The 23,342-nt window shown below is 47.5% G+C and carries 19 protein-coding genes; 5 read left to right on the top strand and 14 right to left on the bottom strand.

Features of this window, described 5'->3' with window-relative positions:
• Positions 1–80 precede the first annotated feature (80 nt).
• The 5 genes from AB0L18_RS20230 (at position 81) to AB0L18_RS20210 (ending at position 2,947) form a co-directional block, all read left to right on the top strand.
• Positions 81–488, top strand: a complete 408-nt coding sequence (locus tag AB0L18_RS20230) for a toxin glutamine deamidase domain-containing protein (RefSeq protein ID WP_367389138.1) — start codon at positions 81–83, stop codon at positions 486–488.
• Positions 485–805 (top strand): YrhB domain-containing protein, encoded by a 321-nt coding sequence (locus AB0L18_RS20225; protein WP_367389137.1) that lies wholly within the window; start codon positions 485–487, stop codon positions 803–805. Before AB0L18_RS20230 ends, AB0L18_RS20225 begins: the two co-directional genes overlap by 4 nt.
• Positions 806–1,058: 253 nt before the next feature.
• Positions 1,059–2,033, top strand: a complete 975-nt coding sequence (locus AB0L18_RS20220; RefSeq protein ID WP_367389136.1) for an RHS repeat domain-containing protein — start codon at positions 1,059–1,061, stop codon at positions 2,031–2,033.
• Positions 2,034–2,086: 53 nt separating this feature from the next.
• Entirely contained in the window at positions 2,087–2,389 is a 303-nt protein-coding gene (locus AB0L18_RS20215; protein WP_367389135.1) for a hypothetical protein, read from the top strand.
• 3 nt (positions 2,390–2,392) lie between these two features.
• Positions 2,393–2,947, top strand: a complete 555-nt coding sequence (locus AB0L18_RS20210; protein WP_367389134.1) for a hypothetical protein — start codon at positions 2,393–2,395, stop codon at positions 2,945–2,947.
• Positions 2,948–3,240: 293 nt separating this feature from the next.
• On the opposite strand, the gene AB0L18_RS20205 is transcribed toward AB0L18_RS20210, so the two are convergent.
• The 14 genes from AB0L18_RS20205 to AB0L18_RS20140 all read right to left on the bottom strand — a co-directional run bounded on the left by AB0L18_RS20205 (position 3,241) and on the right by AB0L18_RS20140 (position 23,301).
• Positions 3,241–4,440: a pectinesterase family protein gene (locus AB0L18_RS20205; protein ID WP_367389133.1), complete on the bottom strand. Its 1,200-nt coding sequence runs from the start codon at positions 4,438–4,440 to the stop codon at positions 3,241–3,243.
• A gap of 269 nt (positions 4,441–4,709) precedes the next feature.
• Positions 4,710–6,107: a Gfo/Idh/MocA family protein gene (locus tag AB0L18_RS20200; protein ID WP_367393168.1), complete on the bottom strand. Its 1,398-nt coding sequence runs from the start codon at positions 6,105–6,107 to the stop codon at positions 4,710–4,712.
• Between the two features lie 59 nt (positions 6,108–6,166).
• Positions 6,167–7,132 carry an alpha/beta hydrolase gene (locus AB0L18_RS20195; protein WP_367389132.1) on the bottom strand — a complete coding sequence of 322 codons (966 nt, stop codon included), beginning with the start codon at positions 7,130–7,132 and terminating at the stop codon, positions 6,167–6,169.
• Complete coding sequence (locus AB0L18_RS20190) at positions 7,129–8,028, bottom strand: alpha/beta hydrolase (protein ID WP_367389131.1); 900 nt, start codon at positions 8,026–8,028, stop codon at positions 7,129–7,131. Before AB0L18_RS20190 ends, AB0L18_RS20195 begins: the two co-directional genes overlap by 4 nt.
• Positions 8,025–9,479: a tagaturonate reductase gene (locus tag AB0L18_RS20185; protein ID WP_367389130.1), complete on the bottom strand. Its 1,455-nt coding sequence runs from the start codon at positions 9,477–9,479 to the stop codon at positions 8,025–8,027. Before AB0L18_RS20185 ends, AB0L18_RS20190 begins: the two co-directional genes overlap by 4 nt.
• Before the next feature lie 14 nt (positions 9,480–9,493).
• Positions 9,494–11,146, bottom strand: a complete 1,653-nt coding sequence (locus AB0L18_RS20180) for a UxaA family hydrolase (protein WP_367389129.1) — start codon at positions 11,144–11,146, stop codon at positions 9,494–9,496.
• 174 nt (positions 11,147–11,320) lie between these two features.
• Positions 11,321–12,607 (bottom strand): TRAP transporter large permease, encoded by a 1,287-nt coding sequence (locus AB0L18_RS20175; protein ID WP_367389128.1) that lies wholly within the window; start codon positions 12,605–12,607, stop codon positions 11,321–11,323.
• 24 nt (positions 12,608–12,631) lie between these two features.
• A complete protein-coding gene (locus tag AB0L18_RS20170; protein WP_367389127.1) occupies positions 12,632–13,084 on the bottom strand; it encodes a TRAP transporter small permease in 453 nt (150 codons plus the stop codon).
• An 18-nt stretch (positions 13,085–13,102) separates the two neighbouring features.
• Entirely contained in the window at positions 13,103–14,074 is a 972-nt protein-coding gene (locus tag AB0L18_RS20165; protein ID WP_367389126.1) for a TRAP transporter substrate-binding protein, read from the bottom strand.
• A 20-nt stretch (positions 14,075–14,094) separates the two neighbouring features.
• The gene (locus AB0L18_RS20160; RefSeq protein WP_367389125.1) at positions 14,095–14,763 is read right to left on the bottom strand and encodes a bifunctional 4-hydroxy-2-oxoglutarate aldolase/2-dehydro-3-deoxy-phosphogluconate aldolase; all 669 of its coding nucleotides are present in this window, start codon (positions 14,761–14,763) and stop codon (positions 14,095–14,097) included.
• A gap of 99 nt (positions 14,764–14,862) precedes the next feature.
• The gene (locus AB0L18_RS20155) at positions 14,863–15,900 is read right to left on the bottom strand and encodes a PfkB family carbohydrate kinase (RefSeq protein WP_367389124.1); all 1,038 of its coding nucleotides are present in this window, start codon (positions 15,898–15,900) and stop codon (positions 14,863–14,865) included.
• Positions 15,901–15,938: 38 nt separating this feature from the next.
• Positions 15,939–17,357: a glucuronate isomerase gene (gene uxaC / locus AB0L18_RS20150; protein ID WP_367389123.1), complete on the bottom strand. Its 1,419-nt coding sequence runs from the start codon at positions 17,355–17,357 to the stop codon at positions 15,939–15,941.
• A gap of 110 nt (positions 17,358–17,467) precedes the next feature.
• Positions 17,468–18,226, bottom strand: a complete 759-nt coding sequence (locus AB0L18_RS20145) for a rhamnogalacturonan acetylesterase (protein ID WP_367389122.1) — start codon at positions 18,224–18,226, stop codon at positions 17,468–17,470.
• Between the two features lie 242 nt (positions 18,227–18,468).
• A complete protein-coding gene (locus AB0L18_RS20140; RefSeq protein WP_367389121.1) occupies positions 18,469–23,301 on the bottom strand; it encodes a pectinesterase family protein in 4,833 nt (1,610 codons plus the stop codon).
• Between the last annotated feature and the right edge of the window lie 41 nt (positions 23,302–23,342).

Below are 23,342 nucleotides of genomic sequence, written 5' to 3'. Positions count from 1 at the left end.
AACAATCGCATGGCAACATAGGCTAGTAGCTTTTCATCCCTTCGGGATTAGCGGAAAACCAATCCCGAAGGGATGAAAAGATGCTAGGCCCAAACAGGAGCCATCAGAAACCCCGAAGGGGTGATATCAAAACGCTATCTTGTCAGTGGGGATCCATAGGTTTAGATGGGCTTGAAGCTGATCCTAGCAATTATCCGTTCGCAGATGCATTAGCTTACGGAAACCTAATAGATGACGTATTTAGACCACATGGTAGAAGGGCTTGGTACAAGGGAAACACTGTTGAAACTTTAGCCAAACGATTTCAGGGATTTGGAGACGGTGCTACAGGAGTCGTATTTGGTTATAGAGGAAGAGTGGGGCATTTCTTCAACGTAAGAAACAATAATGGAACGATCGAGTTTCTAGATTTTCAAAAATCAGGTTCAGCTATTATGAACTCTTCTGAGCTTACAGGATTTAAGGACTTTTGGGTGATAAAAACATGACGATGATAGAATTAAATGAAGCTATTGAGCTAGCTAAAGAAAAGCTTGACGAGATTGAAAAAAAATCAGGTATCAACCTTTCTCTAATGTACGAAGAAACATTAGAGCTAGAATTTGGATGGATGTTTTTTTATCAATCTAAAGCATTTGTTGAAACAGGTGATCTTGGGGCTATGGTAGGAGGAAATGCCCCAATGATTATTGATAAACACAATTCGTCAGTAAATATGACAGGAACTCGAAGGGATGAGAATTATTACATTGAATTATATAGAAAGTACAGAGATAATATTGCAGAATTTGAACGTCTGTTATGACTTGCAATAGTCAACTTTTTTACTTTATTGCGTATGCATTTTAATTATACGCTCCCCACTGTGACTAAGCTAGGAGCTGGCCGAGCCTGAGCGGATAGACAAATAGCGCCCACCTACCTGCCTTGCTGCGAGTAGGCAGGTAGGTGCATTTGCCGGTATTACATGATCGAACATTCCAGGACCTTTTACATCCATCACTCGACTACGATTCTTTTTCGCCCCCGTTGACGCTGGTAGAGTATTTTGGGATGACATGATTGTAGAAGCAGGTACACTTGACCTCTGCAATGACGGTAAACAAAACGGCGACGAAGAAGGCATAGACTGCGGCGGTAGCCAATGTGAGCCGTGTGTAAAATTGTTCGTTCGTGGCGATAAACGCTACGAAATTACCAATCATTTAGGAAATGTGATGGCCGTTATCACAGATGAACGCTATCTTGTGAGTGGAAACCCTGGTACCGTAGGTGTTGGTAGTGCTATTTATGCGACGACCCCCATCAGAACAATGGACTATTACCCCTTCGGCCTGGAAATGAACAAGCCGGATACCGACTTTGGGGAGTTTGCTGGCTATCGTTTTGGGTTTAATGGCAAGGAAGCGGATAGCGATAAGGAATGGGGAAGTGCCACGCATTATGATTATGGGTTCAGGATTTATAATCCGAGTATTGGGAAGTTTTTGAGTGTGGATCCATTAGCGCCGAGTTACCCTTGGTACACGCCGTATCAGTTTGCGGGGAATATGCCGATACAAGCTATTGATATAGATGGGCTAGAACCTGGATTTTCATACTACCCATCCAACTTACCAAAGCCGAAACTTTATTCAGGTTCAGAGGTCGATATTTATAGAATTGCTGCCACTAACGTATTCACATGTGTAGGAGGTGATTTTGTGTATTCTGACTACGTAAATATTCGTGAAGCAGAAGAGAAAGTTGTTTACTTTTTTAGTAGTCCAATTTTTAAGCACAGCAAAGGAGCAGAGGCCGAGGCGGCAGAAGACGAAATCAAATCACTTGTATTTAATGGTCTATTTAGTTCAAATCCTCATGACAATAGGAAAGCGATAAATGATATAGACCGTTCATCTAGCTTTCTTTGGAATACTCCAATCGCAAGCTTTGCAGATGTTTTAGTTCCTTCAAAAGCAACTATCAATGCATTTAAGGCAGTTTATGGGCGTATAAGTGTGGATTTGATGGGGGGCCTTCTAGTTCATTGAAAGGCTTTATCAATTTTGATCGAAGTGCATTGGAAGGTATAAAAGACGAGGTTATGAATTTTTCAAGACATTTCCCAATAGGAAGCGTTGATGAAATTGTAGTAAATAACCCTCAATCGACATTCCTAACTCAAATTTATTCAAGCCTAAAAAGTGGAGCTACTGTAACTGTTAGAGGCCAAAAAGCAAATAGATTTTTTCAGGATGTTTATGATGAAGTTGCTGAAGGCATAGATGGTTTTGAAATAATCTCTAAGAGAGATGGTCTAAGCAAAGAAGGTTTTTTCAGAACAGATGGAAGTGCACTCCGGGGTGATTTGAATAGTGTAAATGAAATAACTCTAAAGAAATTGTAATTTATGTTAATTGACTTAAAAAAACTAAGGCGACAAATTAATACTTCTGAATCGTATAATAGTCGCGTTTTTCGACATAAGGATAATATTATCCTTCCTTACATTAATCTAGAAATAGTCGGTAATAAAATAGTCGAAATTGATGAACGTAAAGGTTTTGTTAAATTTGCTTATTTAGTTTTCACAAAAGTAAATAAATTTACATGGCGTTATTCAAAGGGTACTAGGTCTTATGAGAAGACATGTTATTTTGAAGATTTATATACCCCAACAGGTGAAGAAGTAGTCGATTTTTTTGCCGGAGGAGATTCATTTGAATATCAGATTGGATGTGAATTTGAGATTCAATTTGATGGTTTTTACTTAGGCATCCCTATTCAAATAGATTTAGCTCAAGAACCTTGGTATCCTATTAGTACTAAGCAGGTAAAGGCAAATATTCCTGATAATGAAGTAAATTTATTTTTTTCGAGAAAGACCATCCCTAAGGATATTCTTGGGCTATTAAAATGTTCTTTAATTGATATAGATGAATTAAATCTTGGTCTTGAGGAGTGAGCTCGGCTACGGGCAGTGGGTGAGTTGCCTCGCTGCTCGGTAGTATGTAAATGCAAGACTACATCGCCCCGCTGCCAAACTTAGACCGCTGCGATGCGTTTGCTACGCAGCGCAATATATCATGTTCTTGCTGTCAGTGGTTTAATGTCACCCACTGATTAGCTATCCGCCGTGCACCTTAGCGTATGGACGAATAGCGCCCAGTGGGTGCAGTGGCGGTTTTACCGACATTGCATGATCGGAGGTTAATCAAAAATCCCCCCAAAGCGATCACTCCCCCACCCTACCAAGCATTACTCCCCATCACCCTCCAAACCCGGCTCCCAACCGCCCAGCAGCGATGCCAACGATTGGTACCGCGCGGCTTCCTCAGCGGTCAGCAGGTGGGACCAACTGACGCGTTTTTCGACCACGGCACCAGCACCCGTATTTTGGTATTCGGCGTAGTAGGCCGTTTTCTCGTTCTCGGGGTTGCGCCAATTGTCCCAACCTTCTGGGCGGATAATATCGGAGAGTTCGCAGGCGTAGAAGATTACCTTGGCGTAAGGCCGCCACGGGCGGCCCAGATAGACGGCGCCTGGCTTTACCTCCCCCCAAATCTTGCAATTTCGGAAGACATAGCCCGTCTCCGTCTCCTCCTTGGTGGAGGCTGCCGTGATGTATCCGGGGCTTTTGCATTTGATCTCGCAATCATCAAAAACGGCGGTAGAAGAGCCAAAGATAAAATCTACGGTGCCCTCAATGTAGCAGTTTTTATAGTACTGCCGGCTATTGATGCCGTGGGTGTAGAGGGTGTCCTGAAAGCCAAGAAAGCGACAATTCTCAAACTGCACTTTGTCGCCATCCACGCGCACGGCTACAGCCTGGCCTACTGGCCCGGCGGCGTTTTCAAAGGTGATATTTTTAGCAATAAAGCCATCTCCATTCAAAAAGAAAGAAGCGGAACCTGAGGTGCCAATCTCTTCCCCAAAGCGATTTTTCCGGCTGGCGTAATCGTCAAAGGTGAGGATCGTTTGTTCTACACTTTCGCCAATCAGGGAAACATTGACCGTGGTGGTGGGCAGCACCAGCTTTTCTTGATAAATACCATTCTTGATAAATATCCGGGTACGGTTGCGCCGCAAGGAGGGAACCGCGTCAATGGCTTCCTGCACGGTTGTGAAATCACCACTGCCGTCGGCAGCTACTATGAAGTCGTAATCTGCCTGTCCCGCGTTCGTCAAGAAAGGGTTTTCAATATTGAGTCTTTCTTTGAGTTCAATCGTTCCCGATACGCCAAACACTACTGTACGCGGTCCTTCTTGCTCAACGGCCCACCGCAAGCTCCCCGGGCCATCGTCGTTCAGATTGGCGACATAAATGACCTGCCCTCCTCTTCCACCTTTAGCGTAGGCTCCGAACCCTTCGGCACTGGGAAAGGCCAATTGTTGGCTCCAGGAATTAAGGAATATCGAAACTAGGATTAGTAAGGTTAAAAGAATACGCTTGTCCATGGTTTTTGGAGATTGTCTTGGTTAACGTGAGGCTTGAAAATAAGTGTCTCATTATTAGCGATCTGAGCTGCATCACCGCGAAGCAGCTACGAAGTAAAACCTCACCGTACGAGGTACACGGTACTTGGTATAATGTCGAATTTGGGAGTTTCAAAAACCCCTATACCCTATACTAAATACCTGGTACTGTGAGGCTTGTCTTGTATATCCCTCGCTTTTCAGGAACACAAAAAGGCACCGCGAAGCAGCAGCGCTAGCTAAACCTCACGTCAGATACGCTTCGCCCGAGGCTGTAAATCCGTCAGTTCTGCGATGCGAATGGGTTCCTTGGCTTCGATGCTCTTGCGAGCGGCAATACCAATCAAAACAGACATTGCGCCATCGCGGATGCCCGCAGCATGCTTGAGAGGGTCCGGATTATCTGGATTTCTAAACATTTTATCGTGCAAACGAACATCTCCTCCTCCGTGTCCGCTACGTTCAAATCCAACCTGAACTACTTCGTGCTTGTTCCAGTTTTTGTGTACAATCAGTGGCTTGTAATCCAGCTCACTGCCCGATTGGTCCATCTCCAAGGCATGAAGTTCTGCTTGCGAAAGGTTATTGTCATCATGGTAAGGAATATCGAGCCAGGCTTCGATGCGGCCCTCGGTACCATTGAAGGCGATTCGCCAACCTTCAAAGGGAGAATAAGTGGTGAGCGAATAGTTGACCACCACCTCATTGGCGTATTTGATCTGCGCCGACATTTTGTCATAAATATTGACCTCCGGACGAAAAAGACAACTGTCGCGAATGTACCCATCGTGCTGCTCATGCTTGACGTAGAGGTTCATCATGCGTTCGTCTTTGGTGATGTCCCAGTAAAACTTGCAGTCCTTTTTGTGCTCGCAAGTGCGGCAGTTTTCTCCGCGAAAAGGGCCGTTGCTGCCGTAGTGTTCCAGTGCCCCGTAGGCAAATACCTCTTCCGGATCGGAATCCAGCCACCAGTTGAGTAAGTCAAAATGGTGCGTAGCCTTGTGTACCCAAAGCGTACCGCCCGACTGGCGTAAACCATGCCAACGCCGGAAATAAGACGCGCCGTGATGCGTATTCAGGTACCAGTGAAAATCGACCGAGGTAACTTTCCCTATCGCATTTTGCGACAATAATTCTTTGATCTTCGTCATGTAGGGGCTCCAACGATAATTGAAACCAACAATCAGCTTCTTGCTCGATTTACGCTCCGCATCCAGGATGGCCTGGCATTTGACCTCGTCCGTAGTGAGCGGCTTTTCGGTGAGCACATCACAGCCCATTTCCAAGCCTTTGATGATGAACTCGTGGTGGGTGGAGTCCTTGGTCGTAACGATAATCAGATCGGGCTTAGTCGTGTTCACCATCGTTTCAAAATCCAGAAAAGTAGGGCAATCTACCCCCATGTATTCCAAGGCATATTCCAAGCGGCCAGGATTGTGATCGCACAAGCCTACGAAAGTCAGCAAGTCAGCGTAGTTTTCTACCAGGCGTTTTCCCCAGAAGCTGGTTCCACGAATTCCTGTTCCAACCAGACAAACTTTGAGCTTGCCGTTGTTACCAAAGTTGAAAGCGGATCCAGGCAATAGGCTACCCGCAGCGAGCATACTAATGGACGCTAGAAATTCACGACGTTTGAGATCATTTTTCATCATAAGCATGGTTAGGCGACAGTAGGTCAATCACGGTCGCTAGGTGAACAAGCAAAAGTCTATTCAAACACCTTTCGCAGAAAGCCTACGGAATAGGACAAAGTGGGCTTAAACCAAGGTTTAAATAACCAAAACCCGTGTGGTGAGCCTGCAAACGTGTGGGCTTCGTAGTAGGTGTTATTTTTTTGAAGAAGCGCGCGCAAGTCCTCACGCCCCGCATGAAATCGCGGATAGGAGCTATTGACAAAAAGGAATGGTGGTAGGTTTTCATCCGCGTAAGTCAAAGGAGAAGCCGCCTCCCAGCGGGGATAATTTTCCTTGTAATCGCCCAACCAGGCATTGGCCGAACGCCCGGTCCATTCTGGCTCCGCTTCCGGGTGAACAAAAGAAACGATACCGTCGATATTGAGAACCGCCTGAACAGCAGCAGAATAATCAATGTAAGCGTCGTGCTCATCGTAAATAGATAACTGGTTGGTAGCCCCAAGTAGCGAAGCTAAATGTGCACCCGCCGAGCACCCGTAAGCAGCTATTTTTTCGGGATTGATCCCATAGTCTCTTGCCTTCGCCCGCATCCAACGCACTACCGTTTTCAAATCGTGAACACCAGCTGGATAAGGTGCCTCGCCGCCAAGGCGATATTCCGCCACCACGGTCACGAAACCTTTATTAGCCAACTGTTGGGCCATGGGGCGCATGTTCTCCTTTGAGCCCGCCATCCATCCACCACCGTGAATCATAAGCACTGCGGGACGCTTTTTCTTGCTACTGCGCTTAGGATAATAAACATCTACATGAAGCTGACGGCCATTTGCCAATTGGAGGTAGACCACGTTTTCATCGCTCGCTACCGAAGGAGGCAACTTGGGCCAAACGGCTTCAATATCCGGGTATTTCTGAACAGCTTTTTCGTAAGCAGACTGGATGGTATAGGTCGTATCACGGGGGTAGTAACTGCTTTGTGCCTGACTGCTCAAAGCCAATAAAAGAATGCCCAGTATCCAGCTATGCTTTACATTTTTCATAAGGTACTCAGCCAATTTTTCAAACGTTCCATCCAATCGTCGGGGGTCGTCGTGTTGTACATGCCGAACCCGTGCCCGCCGCGTGGATACAAATGCATTTCTACCGGCACATCGTGCGCTATACAGGCTTGGTAATAAGCAAGACTATTACCTACAGGCACGGCCTTATCATCTGCTGCATGCACCAAAAATGCGGGTGGTGTATCCGCGCCTACTTGGGTTTCGTTGGACCAGTGCAGGATTTCGGCAGCGGTGGGATTGGCACCCAATAAATGATCCCTTGAACCGCGGTGGGTGAGTTCATCACTAAAGCTGATCACCGGGTAGATGAGTACCGCGAAATCAGGTCGTAAAGAAGTCGTGTCTGTGTTATTGGCATCCGCAGGTTTCTGAAAGTGAGTAGCTGCTGAAGCGGCCAGGTGTCCTCCTGCGGAGAAGCCCATGATACCGATTTTTGCGGGATCTAGCTGATAAGCCTGGGCGTTTTTTCTCGCGTAGCGAATCGCCTGTTGTGCATCCATCAGCGGAGCCAGCGATTTATCGACATTGGTCAAATCCTGGGGGATGCGGTATTTTAGTACGAAAGCGGTGATGCTGTCTTCCAGCAGTGACTGAGCTACCAGTATGCCTTCCTTGTCGAAAGCCGTCTTGACGTATCCGCCGCCAGGACAAATGATGACGGCCTTGCCGTTGGGCTGGGCTGGGGTGAAGACAGTAAGCGTAGGTACGGCCGTATCGAGATAGGCACGACCGCCTGTTTCGCGTTCGACCAGCCGCTCGGGATCTGGCACCGGGCGAGCATTCGGGATGGGCCCTGGATAGAGCGGTATCTCTTTCTGAGCTTGTAAACTCAAAAACCTAAGCATTAGAAGACTGAGAAAGATGATCCTTTTCATGCGCTGATTCTTTTTACGATTTGGGCAATTCCCCCCTGATCCATCTCGGAGAGGTAGGTAGTCAGCATGTTTTGCAAGCCGGGAACAGTTGATAAATCTTCCCCCCAGGCTTCCTCCCAGGATAAGACCTTCCTGACCAAAGTCGCCGTTCCTTCCGCACTGCCGTCATTTTCATCCCAGGCCGCAGCCAGGAAACTAGTCGCCCAGGCTTCATCATTTACCGGGATAGTTTTCCCATCGTATACACCTTTGTAAAAACGAATCAAGGCTGCCAAAGACAAGACGATCCCCTCAGGTAAATCTCCTTTACGCTGGGAATATTCCAGCAAAGAAGGCAACAAGCGCGTCTTAAACTTGGAGACACTGTTGAGGGCAATACTGATCAATTGGTGGTGAATAAAAGGATTCTTGAAACGGTCTAATACGGCTGTAGCAAACTTCTTCAACTCCTCTTCCTTCATGTCCAAGGTGGGCATGATTTCATCAAAAATTACTTTCTCTACGAAAGCGCCCATGATCGGATGCTCCACCGTTTCCCGGACGGTTGTTAATCCATACAAATACCCTACGGGTACCATGGCGGTGTGTGCACCATTGAGAATACGAACTTTGCTGGTGCGGTAAGGCGTAAGGTCATCGGTATAGATGATGTTCAGACCGATTTTATCGAGCGGCCACTCTTCCCGAACAGCCAACGGCGCTTCAATGCCCCAAAAGTGGTAAGGTTCTCCCTGCGTGATCATTTCATCTTCAAAACTTACTTGCGCCAAAGCGGCGGCCATCTCCTCCTTCCCTACCCCGGGGACAATGCGATCTACCAGCGTGTTACAGAAGGTATTGGCTTCTTCCAGCCATGTTTTAAAACCCGCATCGAGGTTCCAGGCATCAACGTATTGTAAGATAGTAGCTTTAAGTTCTGCTCCGTTGTCTACCAATAATTCGGTGGGGATAAGTACACAACCCATCCCCGGATCGCCCTTGAAGTGCTGGTAACGATGGTACAACCACCGGGTAAGCTTGGCGGGAAATTCGGCGGGAGGTTCGTCCTTCCATTGATCCGCTGCGGAAAAGCGAATGCCCGTTTCGGTGGTATTGGAAAGGATGAAACGTAAGTCCTTGTTTTCAGCACTACTGAGAAAAGCCTCCCAATTGTGGTAAGGGTGGATGATGTCTCCTACGCATTTTACCAAATGCTTCTCATCCATCAACTCACCATCACGGATGCCTTTGGTCAGCACATGGTACAAACCATCTTGTTCGCGCCAAGCCTGGTAGTCGCCGCGCTTGGTAGGCTTTACTACCAAAACACCCATGGGATCAGCAGATTTTTCGTTGTAAACATCAATGATCCAATCAGCGAATCCCCGCAGGAAATTCCCTCCTCCAAATTGGAGGATGCGGGCTGGTGGAGCAGGATTTACCTTAGCTGTAGTACGATTCAGTTTCATCATTTTTTCTTTGTCACTTACAAGGAAACGCCGCGCTTCCAGGGAATAAAATCATCTTGTCCGAGCCGTTCAGCCTTGGTGAGTACTTCGCCGCTGGCGACTTTGATCAATAGTTCTAGCAATTCCTCACCCTTGCTTTCGATGGTGTCCTCGCCGGAAATAACGGTGCCCGCATTGATGTCAATCAAATCCGTCATCCGGTTGGCTAGCGCGGTGTTGCTGGACATTTTCACCGTTGGAGCAATCGGGTTCCCAGTGGGCGTACCCAAGCCGGTAGTAAATACGATAAGGTTGGCACCGGAACCGGCCAGACCGGTAGTACTCTCCACATCATTGCCCGGTGTACAAAGGAGGTACAAACCAGGATCACTGACTTGTTCGGTATAGTCCAAAACGCCAACGACCGGCGAAGTGCCTCCTTTTTTTGCCGCCCCCGCGGATTTCATTGCGTCGGTAATGAGGCCGTCCTTGATGTTTCCCGGAGAAGGGTTCATATCAAACCCAGAGCCTACTTCTTCCGCTCTTTGGGCGTAAGTGGCCATGATGTGGGCAAATTTCTCGGCACTTTCCGTGGTCAGACAACGGTTGATCATTTCTTGCTCTACACCGTTCAATTCTGGAAATTCTGAAAGGATGGTTTTTGCTTTGAGGGCTACCAGCAAATCGGAGGTGTAGCCCAACGCAGGGTTGGCAGAAATGCCGGAAAAGCCGTCGGACCCACCACATTCCAGGCCGAGCGTGAGGTGATGTAGGCCTGCCGGTTGGCGCTCTATTTTATTCGCTTCCATGAGGCCGGCAAAAGTCTTTTTAACGGCTTGTGCAATGAAGTCTCGCTCTGATTTACTCGCCTGTTGCTCCAATAGAAAGAGTGGCTTCTGAAAATCAGGGCTGATTTCCGCAATAGCGGACTCCAGCAGGCTGATCTGTGCATTCTGGCAGCCCAAGCTAAGCACCGTGGCACCTGCGACATTGGGGTGTGTAATATACCCGGCAAGTAACCGACAGAGGGTTTCGGAATCTTGACGAATACCACCACAGCCGCCTTCATGGGTGAGGAATTTGATGCCATCAACATTGGGGAAAAGCCGGTTGCGTTGGATGTCGCTGCCGGTTTTGATGACCTCTGTGGCCAGAATGGTGTCGGCAGTAGCACCGTTTTGGTATTGCTGAATGAGGCTTGTCATATCTACCGAAAAGTCCCGATCTGTGGCATAGCCCAAAGATTCCAGCATGGCCTCGCGAATGACTTTGATATTGCGATTTTCACAAAAAACCAGTGGAATTACCAACCAGTAATTGCGGGTCCCCACCTTACCATCAGCACGGTGGTACCCCTGAAAAGTGCGGTTTTGAAATTTGCTAACATCTGGAGCGTCCCAACTGGTCTGCCGTTTACCTACCTCATAGGAGCTCGAAGCGTGGGCGAGATTAGCCGTAGTGATGCGCGCCCCCTGAGGGATAGGAAGAAGTGCCTTCCCTACGGTCACTCCGTACATGGTAATGATCTCTCCTGGCGCGAAATCACGCTCAGCAAACTTGTGCTTGGTCGGTATCGCTTCCGCCAATTGAATCGGGTGATCCTGGTAGACCACTTCTTCTCCTGCGGCAAAATCGCGCAAAGCAACGATGACGTTATCCGCAGGATGAACTTTTAGCACTGTATTTTTCATAAATTATTTTTCTATTCTTCTAAATCCCTAGTGCCTCCGGTACTAAAAAATCGCGCTAAAACAGTTCAAGCAAACCGAAAGGCACTATTCGCTACGCACCGTAGCTTGGGCTTCAGCCCGAGCGTATAACCCGCGCTCGGGCTGAAGCCCAAGCTACATTTAGTGCCGAAGGCATTAGAACCCAAACAAACCTGGCAACCAAAGACTAAGCTCCGGAATATAGGTGACCAGCATCAGGGAAATCAACATGGCGATAAACAAGGGCAGCAAGGGCTTGATGACTTTCTGGATCGTCGTACCCGCTACGCCTACCCCCACAAAAAGCACCGAGCCTACGGGTGGTGTACATAAACCGATACATAAGTTCAGGACCATCACAATACCAAAATGGGTAGGGTCCATACCAAGGTTCGTGACCACGGGAAGGAAAATGGGAGTGAAAATTAATACAGCCGGCGTCATGTCCATAAAAATCCCCACAAACAGCAGTAGCATGTTGATGATGAAAAGAATCACAAATTTATTATCACTGATCGAGAGCATAAACTCGGTAATATTCTGGGGAATATTCTCGTAAGCCATGATCCAGGACATACTCATGGAAGTACCAATAAGTAGCAAAACGATGGCAGTAGTAAGCACTGAATTCAGGAAAATCTGAGGAAGGTGTTTAAACGTCACTTCTTTGTAAGCAAAACTGAGGATAAGACAATAAAGTACGGCTACCGCCGAAGCTTCGGTAGCGGTAAAGATCCCCACTACGATGCCGCCAATCACAACCACCAATAACAACAAGCTCGGAAAAGCGTCAATAAAAGTGCGAAACACAACGGAAAGTCTGGTGCGTTCTCCGGAAGGAAACTTGCGAAATTTGGACCAAATCGCAGCCGTGATCATGAGCAATAAGCCCGTAATGATTCCTGGTACATATCCGGCTAAAAAGAGTGCCGCAATCGAGACCCCGCCACTGGCCAGGGAATAAACAATGAGAATATTACTAGGAGGAATTACCAATCCTGTCGTACTGGAAGTTACGTTTACGGCCACCGAAAATTCTTTCGAGTAACCTTCACTTTCCATTTCTTTACCCAACATACTCCCCAAAGCGGATACAGCGGCAACGGCCGACCCCGCAATGGCCCCAAACATCATAGCAGCTACAATATTTACGTGTGCCAAACCACCAGGCAGCGAGCCCACCAGGGATTTTGCGAAAGCGACCAATCGCCGGGCTATGCCTCCCCTATTCATAATCTCCCCGGCGAGGACGAAAAAAGGGATGGCTAAAAGAGAAAAACTGTCGAGCCCTGTGGCCATTCGCTGTGCTACTGTCGTAAAGGCAGAGATGGTGGGAATGCTCACCAACATGGTACAAATACTACTGATACCAATACTCCACGCAATAGGAACACCAATGGCGATCAGAATGATAAAGGAAAGGACGAGGATTAGGACTTCCATGTTTATTTATTTTTTGTGCTGTTCCTAAGCGCTTTTTAAGTCGCTTACTTTAAAATACATTACCAACAAACCACTCACCGGCAAAACGGCATACACCAAAAACATGGGTACTCTCAGCGCAGCGGACAACTGCCCTAGCACCTGGGTAATGTACATCAAGCGGAAGCCCCCAACCACCAAAACGGCAAAAGCAAAAATGGTGATTAAGACATTTATGAAAACAATGAGTCGGCGCTGGTTATCCTCACTCAGTTTAGGGTAAAGTAGGTCAATAGCCAAGTGTTTATGCTGTCCGGAAGCGTAGGCTGCGCCCAACATCCCGATCCAGATCAAAAGAAAACGGGCCAGTTCTTCCGACCAGTCGGCCTGACTGCCGATGGCGTAGCGGGTAAAGACCCCCCACAAAACATCGAGGGTCATCAGGGCCATCAAAAAGACGAGGATGTACCCCAGGTACGTATTGATTACATTTCTCATGTTTAGGCTTTCATCTTGTTACTGTACGGCTTGAATGTCCTTGATCAACTGGTATTTTTCCGGCTGATCTTTGTATTCATCAAACAAGGATTTTGTCATTTCAGAAAAGAGGGTCTTATCCGGCAGGATAATTTCTACCCCAGCAGCAGCGACGGCATCCAAGGCTTCTTTTTCCGCCGCTTGCCATAGCATTCGTTGGTGGACTTTGGCTTCGTCGGCGGCCTCTTGCAGCCATTGCTGTTGTTGGTCGTTGAGGCTGTTCCAGGCCACCAAACCGATCACCAGAATATCCGGCACAGCGGTATGCTCATTGATGGTATAATATTTACATACCTCGTAGTGGCGAGAAGTATAGAAACTAGGAGGGTTATTTTCAGCACCATCCACTACTCCTTGTTGTAAAGCGGTATAAAGTTCGCCCCAGGATATGGGTGTCGGAGCGCCTCCCAACGAACGTATCAAGTTCATTGCCGTGACACTTTCCTGTACCCTGATCTTTTTGTTTTTCAAATCAGCGGGGGTGCGAATGGGCTCCTTGCTGTAAAAAGATCGTTGCCCGGCATCGAAATAGGTTAGACCGCGCAACCAGAATTTTTCGCCCTGGATCAGCAACTTCCTTCCTACTTCGCTATCCAATACATGGTAATTGTGTTCACGGCTTCGGAAGATATAAGGGAGGCTTAACACCTGGATATTAGGGGCAAAATTCTCCATAACCGCCGCTGAAACCTTGGTCATCCCCAGGCTACCGATCTGCAGCAGTTCCAGACATTGGCGCTCACTACCCAACTGGCCACTAGGATAAATTTCCAATTGGAAAGTACCTCCAGATTTCTCCATGAGCCTTTCGGCCATAAACGCCATAGCAACATGGACAGGATGTTGGGTATCAAGGCTGTGCGCCAGCTTGAGGGTCTTGATTTCGCTGAGTTCAGAGCAAGCCGACAAGGAAAGCAATATTACAAGAAAGCTTACTGATCCGTACTTCATAATACCAGGTTTTAACGGCTTTACTGCCGCAATTTTTTGATGAGTGCCAGCGTATCTGCGACCCTCTTTTCCAGCACCTCAAAAGTGCCATTCTTGAGGATATCTGAGGAAATCATTTGCGAACCCATCCCCACACAGGTTACGCCTGCATCAAACCAACCTTTGAGATTATCCTCCGTAGGAGACACCCCGCCAGTAGGCATGACGCTGGTCCAGGGTTGTGGACCTTTGATGTTTTTAACGAATTCAGGGCCATAAGTCCCCCCGGGGAAGAGTTTTACGATTTCACAGCCCAGTTCCTCCGCACGGCAAATTTCCGTCAGCGAACCACAGCCTGGCGACCAAAGTACTTTACGCCGATTGCAAGCTATTGCAATGTCTTCACGTAGTACCGGTGTCACTACAAAATTAGCTCCCAACTGCAGGTATAGACTGGTGGTGCCAGCGTCGGTCACAGAACCTACGCCCATGATCATCTCCGGTAGCTCGGCTTCACAATACTTATTGAGTGCGGCGAAAGCTTCGTGCGCATAGTCACCGCGGTTGGTAAACTCTAACAAGCGTGCACCGCCGGCATAACAAGCCTTTAGTACCTTTTTACCAAGTTCAACATCTTGGTTATAAAACAAGGGCACCATGCCCTGTTCGGCCATTTTTTGTGCCACTTCGATTCTTGTAAATCTTGCCATTGCTGGTTTTAATTTTGAGCAAAAAATGGGGGTGGTAATTTTCCATTACCAATCCCCATCCACTCACTAATTACCAAAATAGTATGAAAAAACTTTCTCTTATCTAGAAACCCGTCCACTGGCATCGCCAGCCATCAGTGTTTCTACCTCTTTGATGGTTGCCAGGTTGGCATCGCCGTAGATGGTGTGCTTCAAACAGGAAGCGGCTACAGCATAATTCAAGGCCAATTGATCATCATCAGGGTACGTCAGCAGGCCGTAAATCAATCCGCCCATAAAGCTGTCTCCTCCGCCTACGCGATCTACGATGTGGGTAATCTGGTAGGTAGGTGATTCGAAGAGGGTTTTGCCATCGTAGAGTACACCAGCCCAGGTATTGTGGGAGGCACTGATACTTCCCCGCAAGGTGGTAATCACCTTTTTGGCGCGCGGGAACATTTCCATCAATTGCTTTAGTACCGAAAGATATGCTTTGGCATCAACCGAATCACCCTGGGTCACATCCACATGCTCGGGGTGAAGGCCAAAGTGTTTTTCAGCGTCCTCCTCGTTGCCTAAAATAATGTCGCAACCTTCTACCAGTGCGGGCATCACTTCGCCTGGCTTTTTGCCGTACTTCCAGAGATTCTTACGGTAATTAAGATCGGTAGAAACCGTAACGCCCATTTTATTAGCGGCCTGAATAGCTTCCAGACAAGCATCGGCTGCCCCCTGTGAGAGCGCGGGTGTAATACCTGTCCAATGGAACCAGCCAGCTCCCTGGAATACTTCTTCCCAGTCAATCATGCCTGCTTCAATGGAGGCCATACCGCTGTGGGCACGGTCGTAAACCACCTTACTGCCTCTGCTTACGGCACCCATTTCCAGGAAATAAATACCCAGGCGTTCTCCACCCAGAAGTACGTGGCTGATGCCAACATTGCGCTTGCGCATTTCCATGAGCGCACATTCGCCAATTTCATTGTCCGGTACCCGGGTAACAAACTCCGTAGGCAAACCATAATTGGCCAAAGAAACAGCCACATTGCTCTCTCCACCACCGTACACAACGTCGAACTCCCCCGCCTGACTAAATCGTTTGAAACCCGGAGGGGTAAGCCGCAGCATGATTTCACCGAAAGTAACGATCTTCTTCATCAATTTTTTGGATTGAATTTTTGTTTAATTGGTCTGATTTAATAACCAAAGTAATTCTTGGCATTGCGGTAGCAGATATCCGCTACAATTCCGCCCAACCACTCAGGGTCATTAGGCAGCTCTCCATTGTGGACGTCGCGACCGATGAGGTTACAGAGTAAGCGGCGGAAGTACTCGTGCCGAGGAAAGGAAAGAAAGCTTCTGCTATCCGTTAGCATTCCGATGAAGCAGCTCAACAAGCCCATATTTGACAAGGCATTGAGCTGTTTTTCCATTCCGTCTTTTTGGTCTAAAAACCACCATGCGGAGCCAAACTGCATCTTGCCACGGATAGATCCATCGTTGAAGTTGCCAATCATGGTACTCATCACTTCGTTGTCACGAGGGTTGAGGTTGTAAAGGATGGTCTTCGCTAATTTGTCTTCCGTATCCAGTCGATTCAGAAACTTGGCCAGTGCGCTAGCTTGCTCCCAATCGCCAATGCTATCAAAGCCCGTATCAGGGCCCAACTGGCGCAACATTCGGCTACTGTTATTGCGCAAAGCTCCGAGGTGAAACTGTTGTACCCATCCCAATTCCGCATACAAGCATCCGAGGTGATAAAGTGTCGCCGACATAAATTTACGCCCCTCCTCCGCAGATACGTTTCCGCCGCTAAGGCGCTTGGTAAAGATCTTTTCAACTTCACTTTCCGTAAAGTCTTCCGCATAAATTTGCTCTAAACCATGGTCAGACAAACGGCATCCTTGCTCGTGGAAAAACTGCATCCGGTCTTTTAGCACCTGCAATAAATCTGCAAACGAACTGATCTCAACGCCTGCAACCTCTCCCAATTTTTGGATATAGGCTAGAAATTGTTCCTGCTGAATCAGGATGGCCTTGTCCGGACGAAAAGCGGGTAACATTTTGATGTCCATCCCTTCTTTCCGTACCTGCTGGTGATAGCGCAGATCATCAATGGGATCATCGGTGGAGCATACGACCTCTACCTTCATCTTACGCAAAAGGTTGCGCGTACTGTAGGCATCCGTTTGCAAAAGCTCATTACATTGATCATAAATACGTTGGCTGCTCGCTGGCTTGAGAAGCTCGTTGATACCGAAGTAGCCCTTCAATTCAAGGTGTGTCCAGTGAAAAAGAGGGTTCCTGATGGTGAAAGGTACCGTTTCCGCCCATTTATGAAATTTTTCCTCGTGGGTGGCATCACCCGTGATGAATTTCTCGGGCACCCCCATGGTACGCATCGCGCGCCACTTGTAATGGTCACCTTTCAGCCAAACGTCCGTAAGGTTATCGAATCGCTTATCACCTGCGATCTCATCCGGCGGCAAGTGATTGTGGTAATCGATGATGGGCTGCTTGGAGGCATACTCGTGATAGAGGATTTCCGCAGTGGCGTTTTCCAGTAAAAAATTATCGTCAAGAAAAGGTTTAATACCCTGGTCTTTCATCTGCATAGTTGTTGTTTACCATCTGTTCTTGCTCACAAGATTGCACTTTTATTGGTTTTAATAGTATTCAAAATCTATCAAATACCTCGCTGCAATTCACTTTCCCCAATGTGGTACTACTTTAGGTGGGCAGCCAGCGGAGATTTCATTGCCCTGATGGCGGAAACCACTAAACCAGCGTATGCAGTAGCTCCCTCCAGATTGAGATGGGTATCATCCTGCTTTCCATCCGGGAACTTTTCGTATGCTCCTGGAGCAACCCAGAGGTAAGTTTCTTTGGATTTTTCCGGCCCCAAAGCGATAACATATTCCTCGGTGAGCAACTGCATATCAATGAATGGGACCTCCATTTCTCTGGCTACCTCTCGGGCCACAAAAGGGTATGCCCCGTGGGTATCGACCAAAGTGCCGTGTTCATTAAATTTCCTGCGAACAATGGAGGATAAAATAACAGGATGAGCACCTTTGGCCCTGGTTTCGTTGACGTATTTCTGGAGATTCCTCCGGTAGGCGGTCCAGGGATTGGTATAACGGGAGGAATCAGCATCCTTTTGGTCATTGTGCCCAAACTGAATGAAAACATAATCGCCGGAGTGTAGCTGTGCCAAGACGGTTTCCCAGCGCCCTTCATTGATAAAGCTTTTACTACTCCGACCATTGACGGCATGGTTCGCAATTTTTACCGTCGGTTTAAAATAGATAGGCAGTAGTTGGCCCCAGCCTCTTTCCGGATTTTCCTCCGGAGTCCCAGGCTTGTCAGCCATGGTAGAATCACCCACCAGATAAATCGTGATGGATTCCTCCTGGGTATAAAAAGCGGTACTCATCAATGCGCCTATTATGGCAGCGATCAGCATTAATCTATGGATCTTCATCGTCTCCTATTTTACGGATTTAGATTCCCCTCCCATCTGGGAGGGGAATTAAAAGTGGTTCATACAAGCGTTGCTTCAAAGACAAAACACCTTTAGTAATTTGACGGAAATAAATCCAGCAACTTTCTCTGGGGATTTTTGAAATTTCTCACACAACTTTCTTTCAGTCAGTTGTTTAGATAAATTTAAAAAATCGAAAGTTGCTTGACTTATTTTTTTCCGTCCCTTATGAAAAGAGAGAATTAATGCGTGATTACCTTCGCCGCTTTCTGTCCATCAGGGGCATCAACTGCAATCACCCAAAAGCCCGTAGGCAAAGTAAAGCTTACATCAGAAGCGGTTTCGAAAACTTTGTAAAGCACACCATTCAGGCCGTACACCCGGATAAGCGTGGTGTCTGTTACATCAGAAATGTAGACACGATTATCGTAAGCATGAACTTTTACTGCAGTCGTTGGCATCACGGTGTTCACACCAACCACATCTTCTTCGATAAGCATGGGCAGTGGATCCCAACCATCGGTGCCTTTGGTGAAATTGAAGGTTGTAATATCCGTACCATCCAACAGCTGAGGCTGGGTTAATAATGTTGACCAAGCGGCTCTAAAGGGGCTGTTGTCTGCTCCTGAGTTCTCAACGGTACCAATTTCGTACATACCAGCTGATTCTCCACCTAGTGTATTCTGCCAGCCTAATGGAAAGATGAGTGACTGTCCTTCGTAACCAGGGTAATCAGAGGTTTCGATGGTCGTATTGTAAAAGACCACTTCACTGGTCGTCGCCTGCCAAGGGCGGCCAAAGTAGCCGGGCTTAGAACGGGTCATTGATGCGGTTTCTGTTCCAGGCAGGGCGGAATTCACGGTACATTCATACATCAAATAACCACGCCCGCTACCTTGCTGAGCAGCAGTGATATAGGCCTGATCACTGCTTACGTCACTGGTATTCATCGTCAATTCCGTCTTATAGAACACAGCCGTCATACCTCCGAAAAGGTAGTCTACCGCTCCCATCATCGAGCCTTTGTAAACAACCACACGGGAGCCCGTACCTCCGAAGAAAGAATCCTGACGTCCTACAACACGGCATTTTTTCAAAACTACTTTGTCGGTATTATTGGTCACCGCAATGGCTGCGCCTCTTTCTACGAAGCTGCGGTCTTGCACATCCGTATTGCCATAATCCGTAGGCCGCTCGCCACGGCTACCAGAAGTCCACATGACAACGATATCCTGTGATTCTTTTTGAGAAATGTACTGGTTGAATGAGTTTTCAAAGATGATGTGATCAGCGATAAAGCCATCTGCCGTGACGACTACTGTTGCATTCCAATAAGAACCGTTGGTCGTACCTGCACCTGCATTTTCATAAGAAAGATAGCCGTTCTCCTGGTTCACGCTCAGTACATCAGCATTCCATTTCTGGTCGTTGCCCATGCTGTAGTAGTCATAACCATGACCGTAGTAAGAAGTTACTCTTACAGCACCTTCGGCAATATCCACACCTTGGTTGAGTAAGTCAATATTGGGTAGTGGAGCAGCATTTTTCAGGGTGATATTGGGTTCATCAATAACGAGCATTTCCTCATAATTGCCCGGATCCACCAAGATCGTTACGCGGTCTTCCTCATTGCGATCCATCCTGCGGATGGCAGCCAATGCTTCGTTGATGATTTGATAATCCTTGTCCACACCAACCGTGATGACCGCACTGTAAGGTAGGGTTTGCTCTACGGATATGTTGGTGAAGTAAGTAGTTCCCGCACCACTTCCAACGGCGATGGTCACATAACCAGCTTCAGCACCCGGATAAACATACGCTGTTTGTTCAAGTATGCTCGTGCTTTGGCTATTGGTAGTAATAGCGGTTCCGCCATCCAGCGAGAAATCTGCAGTATAGTAGTACTGTACCGTGATCGTTTCTCCCGGATTAACGGGCACTTCAATGGTAGCACCGGGGTTGGCAGCCAAGTGCCCTTGATTTGGTGAGTTGTAAACCGTCCCGGTGAAGCGTAAGCCTTTGTAGGTAGGGTCACCGTTGACAATTTCCCGATCGTTAAAAGGCCAGTTGGTTACTGGTTCAAAAGTAAGGACTTTGGTGACATCCCCCTGATTCACCATCAGGTTTGAAGTCAAACCCAATTCCACAGGGTAGGCATCTACGCCTCCTGCCGTAATGGTATAGGTTCCATCACGTAGACTAATGCCGCTAACGGAAGGAAAGTCATATTCATAACCAGCTTCGTAAAGATTACTGAAGCTAAGGCTCAAGTCAGCCAGTTGTTCCGAAGTCAGGTTCTGAGCATCAATGGTGACAATGTACACTGGTTTTGCAGCAAATTCCAGATCAGCATCAGTCACTGCTCCGGCTATCGTAATGGTATCCACGAGTAATTCATAATCATTTACGCCTTCTGCAACCACCGTATAAAGAATATTAGGCTCTAGTTCTACCGTATACGTAGCAGCACCCGCATCAATCACCGGTGCAGGAACGAAGATAGCACCAGCAGCAGGATCTGCTTCGTAACGCAAGGTAAGGTTAGCAATTTCACCATTTAGCCCCATAATGGTACCCGAGACGGAGTAGAGTTCTACACTAATGATGGTAATATCGTGTACCGTCGTTGATTCCGTCACTTCCACAGAAGTTCCATTATCAATGATGTAACCATTGGCACCGGAAAGGCTTAGTTCGTAAGTATAAGTTGCAGGAAGCGTGATTTCGTAAGCACCATCAGTTACGGAAGTGCTCCAGGATTTCCCTGCTTCGTTGGTGAATACGATAGCATAATCAGTGGGCAAACCAGGTGCCTGGCTCACATCTACAGCACCAGCGAGGTCTACATAGGTCGCATCTTTTCTGCTCACCCGGTAATAACTGGGTTTGCCTTGGGTATCAAAAACATGGTAAGTGCCCGCTGCTTTGGCAACAAAGTTCAACTCGGTTAGATCACTCGGAATAGGCACAACATCGGTTTGCGCTTCCGGATCAGCGACGTATTCAAAGTTGATCGTACCACCGGCATCGGTTTTTGCGATAATGGTAACCTCATCATCTTCACTGAGGGTAAGGCTCAAATAGCGTCCGGCATTGCCAGCAGAATTTACGTATACTCTACCAGTGTAATCCGTTGCATTACTGATGTTCTCGTCGTAGCGCGTAAGGTTCGTGTTGGTAGTGCGCAGGCGGTCATTTCCACCACCAAACCAGGATAAGACTCCGGCGTTGAAATTGGGCAGCGTATTGCCCGCACTCCCTACCGCAATGGAAGCATCGTACCAGTTGTTGATCAGGCTCTCCTCCAGTTGGTTATTGAAGAGCATGGTATCCAATTGCTCGGCACCAAAATCCCAAACATCGGTTTTACCGTTGGAAGTAACTACTTCTGCTGCGTTTTCGATATTCAGGCCATGAAGATAGATTTCCGCAGTAGGGAATCCCTCACTCAAGAGGGTTGCCGTGACCACACCAGCAGGACCAGTGTACGCATAACTCACCGGAAAACCATCGGCACCACCAATGTTTTGGCCAGCAATGGCTCCCAACACATTACCTAATGCGTCGGTGATTTCCAACTCAGCGTCGACAGCAGAACCATAAGTATCTACAATGAAGGTGATAATGGCATCTCCCGCCACGATCATGTCAAAACTATTTCCGGGAAAGAATACGCCACCGTGGCTGGAATCGTGGTAACCAAACTGCTGGGCTTCCTCGTCGGTATTGCTATTAATGGTCAATAAACCATCGTGTGAAATGTAGGTTTGATAGCGAAGTGACTGATAACCGATTTGTGGTAATTCCGAACCATCGGCAAAATTGTAGGTATAGGTAACCCCCGGTTCAGCTTCCGGAATCAGACTACTATCGCTTACTTTAATCAAGAACCCCATAGGATCGGTGGTTGCGTCGGCAAAAGCTACCAGGAGAGAATCGCCCGTTGCTATTACGGTATCAATACTGGCGGAAAAAGTAGGCAAATAATAGGCGAGTTCTTCACCCGCCAAGTCAATAGCGACGGAAGCCTCTGTAGGGGTAGCACTGATCACCAATCCTTCACTTACGCTAATGCTTGCATTACTGCTTGCGTCAGCGCCAGTGAGTAAGTTGATGATAATATCATTGACTGTAATGGTACCCGACTTTTGTACAAAAGGAGTAAGCGTCACCTCAAAAGGAACAGGTACTACTTCCAGGTAAGGAATGTAATTGGTACCCGTAAAATCAAGGGTTACCGTACCCGCTTCTCCTACGTAAAGAAAGTCTACGGTAGAGCCGTCATTACCGAAATTACCCGAGGTAGCAGCCGCCTGACTGGTCATATCGAAAGCACCATTGGGGCTGGAGACAGAGATGGTTCCATTGGAATAAATACTCCCCCCAATGCGGATGGTGGTGTTGCCCGCTACTTGGAGTACAATTTGATTGCCTTCCTTGAGGATAGAACCGTGCTGCGCGCCATTGTAGCCATAGGCATTGCTGGGGCCGACCAAAATATCGACCAGACCAAGGTGGATATCCTCCGTCCCTGTAGTGGAGGTAGGAATAATGCTACCATCTCGAAAATCATAGTAGTAGACGATATTTTCTTCCGCAGCAAATGATTCCGCACCAGACTGCGCAGGTATTACTTCTAGCGTAGGCAAATAAAGGTCGTTGCCCGTACCCGCGGTCAGCAAGAAATTAAGCGCAGCTGCATTGCCTGAATACACAAAATCGTAGGTATCGCTCAAGTCATTGGTTACCATCGTATTGTGTGTACCAAGATCGCCACTTTCAGCGGCAGTCCCTACCATGTTAAGACCAGAATATTGCGAGCCCAGAAAACGAAGCGTACTGCTGCCGTCTACACTGACACCAATCTCTCCGTCTACCTTCATATTTAAACCATATTGCGTGCCGTGGTGGCTGTAAACGCCAGCTAGCGTCAGCACACCATCCGGGCTTGCACCCGCGCCGATAATGGTGCCATCACGAAAGTCATAAAGGGTGGCGTTGGTGATCTGGGCTTGTACCAGATGGCTAAAAAGAAGTAGCAAGCTACTGCATAAGAGTATTAGTTTCTGTTGCATCGTGGCATAGAAATTTAGGGCTTGGTTTGATCAACTCAAAA

The organism is Lewinella sp. LCG006, from assembly GCF_040784935.1.
Classification (GTDB): Bacteria; Bacteroidota; Bacteroidia; order Chitinophagales; family Saprospiraceae; genus Lewinella.
The sequence above is the reverse complement of the archived record's forward strand: the minus strand, read 5'-3'. Positions and strand labels throughout refer to the sequence as shown.